The 11,147-nt window shown below is 64.9% G+C and carries 11 protein-coding genes; 7 read left to right on the top strand and 4 right to left on the bottom strand.

The window, feature by feature from the left end; all coding sequences use genetic code 11:
* From IC66_RS0110310 to IC66_RS0110300, 3 genes are all read right to left on the bottom strand, one after another.
* Nucleotides 1–1,331: ABC transporter substrate-binding protein (locus tag IC66_RS0110310; protein WP_038947557.1), on the bottom strand; the 1,331-nt coding region annotated here is incomplete at its 3' end.
* Between the two features lie 147 nt (nt 1,332–1,478).
* Entirely contained in the window at nt 1,479–2,750 is a 1,272-nt protein-coding gene (locus IC66_RS0110305; RefSeq protein WP_028140032.1) for a DUF892 family protein, read from the bottom strand.
* Between the two features lie 170 nt (nt 2,751–2,920).
* Entirely contained in the window at nt 2,921–3,529 is a 609-nt protein-coding gene (locus tag IC66_RS0110300) for a TetR/AcrR family transcriptional regulator (RefSeq protein WP_028140033.1), read from the bottom strand.
* Nucleotides 3,530–3,632: 103 nt separating this feature from the next.
* Between IC66_RS0110300 and IC66_RS0110295 the strand changes: the two genes are divergently transcribed.
* The 3 genes from IC66_RS0110295 to IC66_RS0110285 all read left to right on the top strand — a co-directional run bounded on the left by IC66_RS0110295 (nt 3,633) and on the right by IC66_RS0110285 (nt 5,033).
* The gene (locus IC66_RS0110295; RefSeq protein ID WP_038947556.1) at nt 3,633–4,328 is read left to right on the top strand and encodes a PspA/IM30 family protein; all 696 of its coding nucleotides are present in this window, start codon (nt 3,633–3,635) and stop codon (nt 4,326–4,328) included.
* Between the two features lie 40 nt (nt 4,329–4,368).
* Nucleotides 4,369–4,644 carry a YiaA/YiaB family inner membrane protein gene (locus IC66_RS0110290; protein ID WP_014491840.1) on the top strand — a complete coding sequence of 92 codons (276 nt, stop codon included), beginning with the start codon at nt 4,369–4,371 and terminating at the stop codon, nt 4,642–4,644.
* Nucleotides 4,645–4,826: 182 nt separating this feature from the next.
* Nucleotides 4,827–5,033 carry a hypothetical protein gene (locus IC66_RS0110285; RefSeq protein WP_008145196.1) on the top strand — a complete coding sequence of 69 codons (207 nt, stop codon included), beginning with the start codon at nt 4,827–4,829 and terminating at the stop codon, nt 5,031–5,033.
* Between the two features lie 185 nt (nt 5,034–5,218).
* Here the strand turns inward: IC66_RS0110285 and IC66_RS0110275 are convergent, their stop codons facing one another.
* Nucleotides 5,219–6,064 carry an SDR family NAD(P)-dependent oxidoreductase gene (locus tag IC66_RS0110275; RefSeq protein WP_038947555.1) on the bottom strand — a complete coding sequence of 282 codons (846 nt, stop codon included), beginning with the start codon at nt 6,062–6,064 and terminating at the stop codon, nt 5,219–5,221.
* 182 nt (nt 6,065–6,246) lie between these two features.
* Here IC66_RS0110275 and IC66_RS0110270 point away from each other — a divergent pair, with 182 nt between their 5' ends.
* The 4 genes from IC66_RS0110270 to IC66_RS0110255 all read left to right on the top strand — a co-directional run.
* On the top strand, nt 6,247–7,743 hold the full coding sequence (locus IC66_RS0110270) for an aldehyde dehydrogenase family protein (protein ID WP_028140036.1): 1,497 nt from the start codon (nt 6,247–6,249) through the stop codon (nt 7,741–7,743).
* A gap of 119 nt (nt 7,744–7,862) precedes the next feature.
* Entirely contained in the window at nt 7,863–8,990 is a 1,128-nt protein-coding gene (locus IC66_RS0110265) for an alkene reductase (protein WP_028140037.1), read from the top strand.
* 149 nt (nt 8,991–9,139) lie between these two features.
* Nucleotides 9,140–9,643: a GFA family protein gene (locus tag IC66_RS0110260; protein ID WP_038947554.1), complete on the top strand. Its 504-nt coding sequence runs from the start codon at nt 9,140–9,142 to the stop codon at nt 9,641–9,643.
* Nucleotides 9,644–9,892: 249 nt separating this feature from the next.
* On the top strand, nt 9,893–11,147 hold a 1,255-nt coding region (locus IC66_RS0110255; RefSeq protein ID WP_038947553.1), incomplete at its 3' end, for a thiamine pyrophosphate-binding protein.

The following is an 11,147-nucleotide window of genomic DNA, read 5'->3' as shown; positions in this document are numbered from 1 at the left end:
CCCACCCAGCCGCTGAAGCGGTTGAGCGCGAGCGGCAGCTCCTTCTTGTTCAGCGTCGTCCGCCAGTTCGCGCCGGGGATCTTTTCGATTCCCGCCTTGATGCCGATCTTGGCGAGGCTCTCCTGGATCAGGATCGCCGTCGGTTCGCCGACGGTCGCGGTGCCTGTGTCGAGTGACAAGGTCGTCTCCACGCCGGAGGCGAAGCCGGCTTCCTTCATCAACGCCTTGGCCTTGTCGAGATCGGTGACATAGGGAAACGGCTGCGGCCAGACCGGCTTTGAAACGTCGGCGCCGCCGTACATCGGAACGGCACGGCCGAAGAACGCGCTGCTCTGGATCTGCTCATATGGCATCGCCCAGGCGATGGCCTGGCGCAGCTTGACGTTGTCGAACGGCGGCTTTGCGGTGTTCAGAGCAACGTACCAGAGCGCATTGGGGATCGGCACGCCCGACACCTTGACCTTGCCTTCCCTGATGAGCTGGTCGAAATCCCGCGGCGCAAAGCCGCTCGACAAGTCCGCATCGCCTCGCTCCAGCATGGCGCGGCGGGTCCCGCCGGAGGGGACGTCGCGTGCGATCACGCGCCTGATCTTCGGCAACGGTCCGCTCTTCCAGTCGTCGAAGCGTGCCAGCACGGTCTCGCTGCCGGGCTTCCAGCTCTCGATCCTGTAGGCGCCGCCGCCGGCCTCGTTGTTCTTCAGCCACGCCAGCGCCCACGGGTCTTCGGCCGTCGCATTTTTCTTCGCCAGCTCGGAATTGATGATGAACGGCACCACGACGGCGACGTTGAACAGCAGCATCTTGTCCTTGCGGACATAGTCGATGCGGAAGGTGTGATCGTCGACGACCACGAACTGCTCGGGCTTTTCCAGCGATCCCGCGGACATCTGGAAGGTCGGAAAGCCGCCGACCTTCACCGCGCGGTCGAACGACCATTTGACGTCCTTGGCCGTGACCGGCGACCCGTCGTGGAACTTCGCATCTTTTCGGAGGCGGAAGGTGCAGGACATGCCGTCGGCCGCGACCTCCCAGCTCTCGGCGAGTTCGGGCGCGAGCCTCTCGCGATCATACGACAGCGTTCCGTCCGGCAGCGTCTTGGAGGCGGAGGAGAGCAGGCGGTCGTAGCAATTCCACGATAGCCCGTTCACGGTCTGGTTGGAGCCGACGCCCTGCATGTCCAGCGAGTTCGGACCCAGCTCCTGCACCACCAGCAGCGTTTCGCTCCGGCCCTGCGCCCAGGCGAAGGGAGCGGCGACGGCACTGATGCCGGCGGCACCCACGCCGCCGAGCAGCACGCTGCGGCGGCTCATATGGAAGGGTGAACTGCTCATGGGTGCCTCCTGTCCGGCAATTGTCCGGCATCGAGAGGCAAGGTGTGTGCCACCGGCACGAATGATCGTACCGTGTCCGGGGCCGGCCGCCCCGCGCGACGGCGCGAGGCGGTTTCATTCGGTGCGTCTGCGCGCGCCAGGCGCTTCCTATTCGGCCTGCTCCAGTGCGGCAGGCATCTTCGCAACCGACATCAGCGATCGTGCGACCTGATTGAGCAGGAGATCGGCGTTTTCTTCTTCGGCGAGGGATTTGGAGAGCAGGGCGACCACTGCGCTATGCCGGAGCTGCTGCGCCAGGTTGCGCGCGGTGGTGTAGCCGGACATCTCGTAATGTTCGACGCGTTGAGCCGCAGAAATCAGTGCGAGGTCGGCGGCCGCGTCCTCCTTTTCCTCGCCTTCCTTCATGACCTCCTGGCCTTCCTCGATGAGGCCCATCATGCCCTTGCAGGGCTTGGCGCGTGCGTTCTCGCCGAGCAGCTCGAAGCACTCGTTGATGCGCTCGATCTGATTCTCGGTCTCGGTCAGATGCTGCTCGAATAATTCCCGCAGCTGGTCGAAGCGGGCGGCCTGCGCCATCTTGGGAAGCGCCTTGGTCAACTGCTTCTCGGCATGGAGAATGTCGCGCAGTTCATGGAGCAGGAGATCGGTCAGGCCGGCTTCGTCGACGGGCGGTGAGCTTTCCGTGACGATCGGCGTGCCGGCGCCGGGATCGGCGGACTGCAGCGCAGGCGATTCCGTGAACACCCAATCCTCGCCCTCGTTCCAGGGACCGCGGGTGTCGATTTCGCCGTGGTCACCGCTGCCGGTGGAGTCGTTGAAGTACTGGTTCACGAGGCCGGGCGTCGGCGCGAGCCTGCCGACGCTGAAGGCCGGCTTCGACAGGCTTTCGAGCGCTCGCGCGAACGCCTTCATATGAGTGATCTCCCGCGTCATCAGGAACTGGAGCGCGTCCTTGCTGCCGGCGTCGTCGCAGAAATTGATCAGCCGTTCATAGACGATCTTGGCGCGCGCCTCGGCGGCGATGTTGCTGCGGAGATCGACGTCGAGCTCGCCGGTGATCTTGAGATAGTCGGCGGTCCAGGGATTGCCTTGCGAATTGAACAGGTTGACACCGCCGCCGCCGGCGATCGCAATCAGCGGATCGGCTTCCGCCGCCTGGCGGTCATTCTTCGAAGGCGCAAGATGCATTCGCGCGAGACAGCCGACGACTTCGAGATGGCTGAGCTCCTCGGTGCCGATATCCATCAGGAGATCCTTGCGGTCGGGGTCCTCGCAATTCAAACCTTGAATCGAATATTGCATCGCGGCCGCGAGTTCCCCGTTGGCGCCGCCGAACTGCTCCAGCAGCATATTGCCGAAGCGGGGATCGGGTTCGTCGACACGCACGGTGAACATCAGTTTTTTGACGTGGTGATACATGGGAAGGCTCGCGCTCTGAGGGAAACTATGCGCGTCAACCGACCCTCGGAATGTTCGTTCCTAGCTCTCGTCGAGATTCAGATCCGGTGCTGCGCGAAGGAGTGAAGCGGAGCGCATATGCACGTTCGTTGGTGCCGGCGAGATCTCTACGGTCCCGCTGCTGCGCGGCCCTATGCTGCCCGCGCGATCAGTCCGTCAATCATCGCGCGCACGAGGCCAGCGATTTCCTTGCGCAGCGCCGGCAGCGGCACGGCGACCAGCTTCTGCTCCAACCCCAGCGCCACCATGCCATGGACCGCCGAGAACAGGCTGCGTGCGGTGATGCCGAGCTCCTCCGGGCCGCGCTTTGGAAACAGCGCGGCCAGCGGCTTGTAGATGTGGCGGAACAGCCGCATCTGGTCGTCGACGGACCAGTCGGGGACGACCTTGTCGGCCTCCATGCGGTGCTCGAACAGCGCGCGCCAGAGCTGGAGATTTTCCGCCGCGAAATCGCAATAGGCGATGGCGATGCGGACCAGGGTCTCCTGCGGCGAGGGGGCGCCCGCGCCTTCCGCCACGCTCAGCGCCTCGTCGAGCCGGAGCAACGTGCGCGACCCCACACGCAGGATCAGCTCATCCATATCGGCCACGAGATTATAGACCGCACCATTGGCGCAGCCGATCTCGCGGGCGAGATCGCGAGTTTTCAGCCCTGACAATCCACGGTCCGCGATCATCCGTTCCGCCGCCTGAATGAGCGCGGATCGAAGTTTCTCTCGACGTTCCAAGGCCTTAGACATGCATCGGTCAAATTCTTGAGCGTTGCTCAAAATTCTCTTGAACAATGTTCAAGGTTGTTGCTACAAAGTATCTGTGAGCAACGCTCATAACAGGGAGCAACAGATGTTCAAGACCGTCGTGACACTTTTCCGCGGCAGCGTGGCCGCCGCGGGCGAAGAGCTGGAGGACCGCACGGCCCTCCTCATTCTCGACCAGCAGATGCGCGATGCGGCCGCGGCCGTCGAGCGCAGCAAGCGGACGCTGGCGCTGGCGATCGCGCAGGATCAGCAGGAAGGCCGCAAGCTCGAGGCGACGATCGCCCGCATTGCCGATCTCGAGGCGCGCGCGGTTGCGGCGCTCGACGGCGGCCGCGAGGATCTCGCCAGGGACGCTGCCGAAGCCATCGTAGGCTTGGAGGCCGACCGCGATGCGGCAATGACGGCCCGCGCCTTGTTCGCGACCGAGATCGCCCGGTTGAAGCGGCACGTCGCGACCGCGCAGGCCCGCATCACCGAGCTCGATCGCGGTCGCCGCGTCGCCCGAGCCTCGGAGGCGGTACGCTCGCTTCGGCGCAGCGGCATCGAGGCGGCACGCCCTTACGAATCCACGCTGCCGGAGGCGGAGAGCACCCTGCGGCGCCTGCGCGAACGGCAGATGGAAACCCAGGCCGCCGATGATGCGCTGGTCGAGCTCGACGCGGCCACCGGTCCGCTCGCCACCGCCGAGAGATTAGCCGAGCAGGGTTTTGGCCCACGGTTGAAGACGACTGCGGACGACGTGCTGGTCCGGTTGAAGTCCAAGCGCGCGCCGACTGCCTGATCCCCAACCCCATCATCATTCGAACCAACAGGAGACCGTCATGAACCAGAACGGCCAACCCCATAGCAGCGCCTGGGTGACCTTCACCTACGCGTCCTTCGCAGCCTCCGCATTTCTCGTCGCCATTGGCATCTTCTTCCTGCCGATCGACCTCTGGATGAAGGGCTATCTCACCATGGGCATCGTCATGCTGATCCAGACCTGCATCACCCTGACCAAGACCGTGCGCGACAATCACGAGAGCAGCCGGCTGGTGAACCGCATCGAGGATGCCAAGGCCGAGCGTTTGCTGATGGAGGTTTCCAAGGCGGCTTGAAAAATGTGCCTCGCGCCAATCGGACGACGAGCAAGAGAGCCGCGGAGCGACGCGCCGCGGCTCTCGCGTCCAGGCCCACCCGGAAATGACGTCTTGATCGTGCCTCGCGGTCCGCATCTCGCATTGTACTTCGAACGCAGGTGCGATATGGCTCTCGCGCTTTCCAGAGGCGGAGACGAGCTTTGTCGAAACAATCGCTGCGTGAGGAGGCCGAGCGCCTGATCCGCGAATCGATGGAAAAGAAGACCATCGTCGTCAAGCAGGGCGCGACCCGCATCGAGGCCGTCTGCGGCAAGTGCGGCGCGCCGAACCGGGTCCAGGCGGAGAAAGGCCAGACCCGGGTCAAGTTCGCTTGCAAGAATTGCGGGCACCAGCAAGAGACGCTGTAGGGCGGTTGCGCGAACTGCCGCGCCGCGAACACTCCAACCCTCATCCTGAGGAGCCCGCTGAAAGCGGGCGTCTCGAAGGATCGAGGCCGGGCTGCTGCAGCCGGGCCTGCATGGTTCTCGCGGCGATGCGCAGCATCGTCCGCCTCGCGCGCAAGGGCGCGCTCCTCACCATGAGGGTCTGACAGTTACTTCCCCTCCACGAACCTCGTGAACGCATCCGCGTAATCCGGGTGCCAGCGCGACAGCGGCGGCCGGTTCTCGACGATGTCGCCGGCGGCCCATTGCATGCGCTTCTCGTCGAGCGCGCGCGGCACGTCGTTGTCCGGGCACAGGATGTAGAAATCGCCCACCTCCAGCCGCGCCAGCATGAAATCGACCGTCTGCTCCGGCGTCCAGGCGCCGGCCGGCTTCTCGGTGCGTCCTTTCGCGGTGAGGCCCGTGAAGACGAAGCCGGGGATCAGCAAATGTGCCGTGACGCGACAGTCTCTCGTGTTGCGCAGTTCGTGCTGGAGCGCTTCGGTAAATGCCTTCACGCCGGCCTTGGAGACATTGTAGGCGGGATCGCCCGGCGGCGTGGTGATGCCCTGCTTCGAGCCCGTGTTGATGATGAGGCCGCACCTGCCGCGTGCGATCATGTTGGGCGCGAAGATGCGCGAGCCGTTGATGATGCCCCACATGTTGACGGCGATAACGCGCTGCCAATTGTCGGGTTCGCCGAACAGCGTGCTGCCCGGCTGGATGCCGGCATTGTTCATGAGCAGGTCCGTTCCGCCGAACTGCGCGGCCACGGCGCGTTCCAGTTCCCTCACGCTCTCCGCGCTGCTGACATCGACGGCGAAGGTCATCACGTTTGTGGCAGACGTGACGGATGAGAGTCTTGTTGCGGCGTCCGCCAGACGTTGCCGGTCCACGTCCGCGATACACACTTTCATGCCCGCGCGCGCGAAGGCCGCAGCGGCGGCAAACCCGATTCCGGATGCGCCACCTGTAATCACGGCGACATTGTCTTTGACGATGGCGGGATGTGGCATGGATCATCTCCGGGGAGGACTCTTCATCGAGCTATAACATGGCAGCAGTCCGACCCTGCACAAGTTGGCATGGGAGGTCTTCGTTCAGCGCTGCCTTTACGCCTTTCCGGCACGGCTGTATCCTTCACCCTAACGATCCCGCCCAGATCGAACCAATCAATCACCTGACAGGGAGTGCAGCCATGGCTGTGTCGCAGGCTATTCCGATCACGCGCCATCCGTTCGCGAATGGGTCCTACAAGCAGATGCTGATCGACGGGAAGTGGGTCGATGCAGCCTCAGGCAAGCGCTTCGAGACTCATAATCCTGCCACCGGCGAATTGCTCGCAACCGTCGCCGAGGGCGACAAGGAAGACATCGATCGTGCGGTTGCCGCCGCCCGCCGCGCCTTCGAGGGGCCCTGGAGCAAGGTGAAACCGTTCGAGCGGCAGAATCTGCTGCTCAAGCTTGCCGACCTCGTCGAGAAGAATTTCGACGAATTGTCGCAGCTTGATACCCTGGACATGGGTGCGCCGCTCAGCCGCACCCGCGCCTATCGCCTGCGCGCCGTCGGCATGCTGCGTTATTACGCCGGTCAGACCACGGCGATCCACGGCGAGACCATCGAGAACTCGCTGCCCGGCGAGATCTTCTCCTACACGCTGAAGGAGCCGATCGGTGTCGTCGGCGCCATCATTCCCTGGAACGGCCCGCTCACGGCGACGATCTGGAAGATCGGCCCGGCGATCGCGACCGGCTGCACCGTGGTGCTCAAGCCCGCCGAAGAGGCGCCGCTGACCTCGCTGCGCATCGCCGAGCTGGCGATGGAGGCGGGCATTCCCCCCGGCGTCATCAACGTCGTGCCCGGCTATGGCGAGACCGCGGGCGCCGCGCTCGCCTCGCATCATGACGTCGACAAGGTCGCCTTCACCGGCTCGCACGTCACGGGTCAGTCGATCATCCGCGCCTCCGCCGGCAATTTGAAGCGTGTCTCGCTCGAGCTCGGCGGCAAGTCGCCGGACATCGTATTCGCTGACGCCGATCTCGACGCCGCCGTGCCGGGCGCGGCGATGGCGGTGTTCGCCAATTCGGGCCAGATCTGCAGCGCCGGCACGCGCCTGTTCGTCGAGCAGTCGATCTACGAGGAGTTCGTCGGCCGCGTCGCCGAGTTCGGCAAGAAGCTGCAGGTCGGCAACGGTCTCGATCCCAATGTGCAGATCGGCCCGCTGGTGTCAGAGCAGCAGCTCGAGCGCGTCACCGGCTATCTCGACATTGGCCAGAAGGAAGGCGCGAGGGCGCTCGCCGGCGGCGGCCGCGTCACCGAGGGCGCGCTGTCGAAGGGCTTCTTCGTCTCGCCGACCGTGTTCGCGGGCGTTCAGGACAACATGCGCATCGCGCAGGAGGAGATTTTTGGCCCCGTCATCTCCGCGATCGCATTCAAGGACATGGACGAGCTGGTCAAGCGCGCCAACAACACCACCTTCGGCCTCGGTTCGGGCCTGTGGACGCGCGACGTCAGCAAGGCGCATGCGGTTGCAAAGTCGCTGCGCGCCGGCTCGGTGTGGGTGAACTGCTACCAGGCGATGGACCCGGCCGTGCCCTTCGGCGGCTACAAGATGAGCGGCTATGGCCGCGAGTCCGGCAAGCAGCATGTCGAGGAATATCTCAACGTGAAGTCCGTCTGGATCAAGACGGCCTAGCACTTGTTCTCTCCCGCCTTCCGCGGGAGGGAATATCTGCTTTTATGGGGGCGGCGCCTTTTCCGGGTGCCGCCCCTCGCGATATGATCCGCATCCTTCCAAAGAAACTCGGGGTCAGCATGAAATTCGAGGCGTTGTTTAGACCGTTGCAGGTCGGTCCGTACAAGCTTGCGCATCGCGTCGCGATGGCACCGCTGACACGCATGCGGGCCGAGCGCGAGAGCTTTTCACCGCGCCCGCTCAACGCCGAATATTACGGCCAGCGTGCGACGCCGGGCGGCCTGCTCATCGCCGAGGCCTCGCCGGTGCTCTCGCACGGCCGCGGCAATCCGGCGACGCCCGGCATCTATTCGGAGGCGCAGATCGCCGGCTGGCGCAAGGTGGTCGATGCCGTGCACGCCAAGGGCGGCATCATCTTCCTCCAGCTCTGGCATGTCGGCCGCGTCTCGCATTCCTCCTTCCACGGCGGCGAGCTGCCGGTTTCGGCCTCGGCGATCCCGATCAAGGCGGAAGGCATGAAGGCGATGACGGCCGACGGCAAGATCTCGGACTATGAGACGCCGCGCGCGCTGGAGACCGGGGAAGTCAAGGGTATCGTCGAGGCCTTCAGGCAAGGCGCGAAGAATGCACTCGCGGCCGGTTTCGACGGTGTCGAGATCCACGGTGCCAACGGCTATCTGCTCGAGCAATTCCTGCAATCACGCAGCAACCAGCGCACCGATCAATATGGTGGATCGATCGAGAACCGCGCCCGGCTGCTGCTCGAGGTGACGCAGGCCGCGATCGACGTTTGGGGTGCGAACCGCGTCGCCGTGCGGCTGTCGCCGCATGGCATCGCCAACGATTCCGGCGAGCCCGATCCGATGCCGCTATACACCCACGTGGTGAAGGCGCTCGACAAGCTCGGCCTCGCCTATCTGCACTTCATCGAGCCGCGATCGAGCGGCTCGGGTCGCGCCGAGGTCAACTGGCAGAATGTGCCGTCGGCGATGCTGCTGTTTCGTCCGCTCTACAGCGGCGTGCTGATGACCGCCGGCGGCTTCACCGGCGAGACTGCGAATGCGGCGATCGCCGACGGCCATGCCGACATCATCGCCTTCGGCCGCATCTTCATCTCCAATCCCGATCTGCCGCGCCGCCTGCAGCACGACTACCCGATCACGCCGTACAATCGTGCGACGTTCTATGGCGGCGAGGAGAAGGGGTACACGGATTATCCTGTTTATGACGAGCTGACGCCGGCGTAGTTCGGCTGTCATTCCGGGGCGATGCGTAGCATCGAACCCGGAATCCATCTCTCCGTCTGAACAAGCCGCCTGATGGATTCCGGGCTCGCGACTTTGTCGCGCCCCGGAATGACGATCGTATTGTCTGCAATGACAACGGAAAGACGTCCATGGCCAAAGCCGCAGTCGCCGCAGGGATCGCCACCGGCCAATGCCTCTGCGGCAAGGTCACCTTCGAGATCGATGTCCCCGCGCGCTGGGCCTGGCACGATCACTCCGCCGCCAGCCGCCGCGCCCATGGCGCGGCCTATGCGACCTATGTCGGAAGCTGGAAGAAGCGGTTTCGCATTACGTCGGGCAAGACGGCGCTCACGCGCTACGAGGACAAGGCCACCAGGACCACGCGCAGCTTCTGCTCGCAATGCGGCACGCCGATTGCCTATGAACGACCGCGTGGTCCGCACATGGTCAACATCCCGCGTGCGCTCTTCAGGGAGCGCACCGGCCGCCAGCCGCTCTATCACATCGCGATCGAGGAGCTGCAGGAATGGGCCTATACCGGCGAGCCGCTGGTGCCGCTCAAGGGCTTTCCGGGCGTGGTCTGCCAGCGCTCGAAAAAGAAGAAGCGCGCGGGCGGCGAGGACCCGTTCGAGCTGGGCCGGGAGGAAATTTAGCTCCACTCTCATGCCCCGGACGCGGTGCGGCACGAAGTGCCGCGCCGCCGAGCCGGGGCCCATGCAGCGGAGAATGCGGTGAGCAACTGGGTCCCGGCTCTGCGCCGCAACGCTTCGCCGCGTCGCGTCCGGGACACGAGAGCGGGGCTTCCACGCAACGCAGCCATGAGCACGCTTCCTTGCGCGCCTCCCGCGACTTCGGCCATCATGCCGCCGTCCTTGCGGCAACGTCCGCTCCCTGGAGGAAACATGAAGAACAAGATCACCGGCCGCTCCGCCTTTCTCGCGCTGCTCAAGGACGAGGGCGTCACGCATCTGTTCGGCAATCCCGGCACCACCGAGCTGCCGATCATGCATGCGCTGAAGGACCATCCCGACCTCACCTATGTGATGGCGATGCAGGAGAGCCTGGTGGTGGCGACCGCCGATGGCTATAGCCGCGCCTCCGGAAAACTCGTCGCCTGCAATGTTCATGTCGCGCCCGGCCTCGGCAACGCGATGGGCTCGCTCTACAACGCCCAGTTCACGGGCACGCCGATGATCCTCACGGCCGGCCAGCAGGAGCAGGGGCACGGCCTGATGGAGCCGGTGCTGTATGGGCCGCTGGTGCGGATGGCCGAACCGCTGGTGAAATGGGCGGTGGAGGTGACGCGGCTGGAGGATTTGCCGCGCATCGTGCGCCGTGCCGCCAAGATTGCAACGACGCCGCCGACCGGTCCGGTGTTCATCTCACTGCCCGGCGACATCCTGAACAGCGAAGCGGGGATCGATCTCGGTCGCTCCACCCGCATCGACGCGCGGACAAGGCCGTCGGACGAAGCGCTCACGGCCTTTGCCGCGCGGCTGCTGAGGGCGGAGCGCCCCGTCATCGTCACCATGGACGAGGTGGTCAAGAGCGATGCGCTGAAGGAGGCTGCCCAACTTGCCGAGCTGCTCGGCGCGGCGGCTTACCAGTCCTCGACGCCCTATGGCTCGCACTTCCTGTCGGAGAGCCCGAGCTTTGTCGGCACGCTGGCACGCGTGCAGAAGGTCGCGCGCGATACGCTCGCGCCGTACGATCTCCTGATTGCGCTCGGCGGCGATCCCTTGCGGATGTCTGTCTATAGCGAGGTCGATGCGCTGCCTGACGGACTCGGCATCGTCCAGATCGGCCTCGTCGATTGGGAGATCGCCAAGAATTACGGCGCCGAGATCGCGCTCAAGGCGGATCTGAAGGAAACGCTGCGCGCGTTGATCCCGGTGCTGAAGGAGATGGGTGGCGCGACACTTGCGAGCCGCGCCAAGCAGCGCCTCGCCGAGATCGCGCCGAAGAACTGGACCGCGCGGCGTGCCGCGCTGGTCGAGCAGATCGGCAAGAGCGCCGGCCGCGCGCCCATTGATCCGGACTTCCTCGTGCTGCAGATGGTCGAGGCGATGCCCGATAACGCCATTCTCGTCGACGAAGGCCTCACCTCCAGCCGCCAGGTGACGGCGCTGCGACCGCATCGCGATCGCTACGGCTATC

Origin of the sequence: Bradyrhizobium genomosp. III (genome assembly GCF_000261705.1) — a bacterium.
Lineage (GTDB): Bacteria > Pseudomonadota > Alphaproteobacteria > Rhizobiales > Xanthobacteraceae > Bradyrhizobium > Bradyrhizobium ottawaense.
This window is presented reverse-complemented; position numbering and strand designations above follow the sequence as displayed.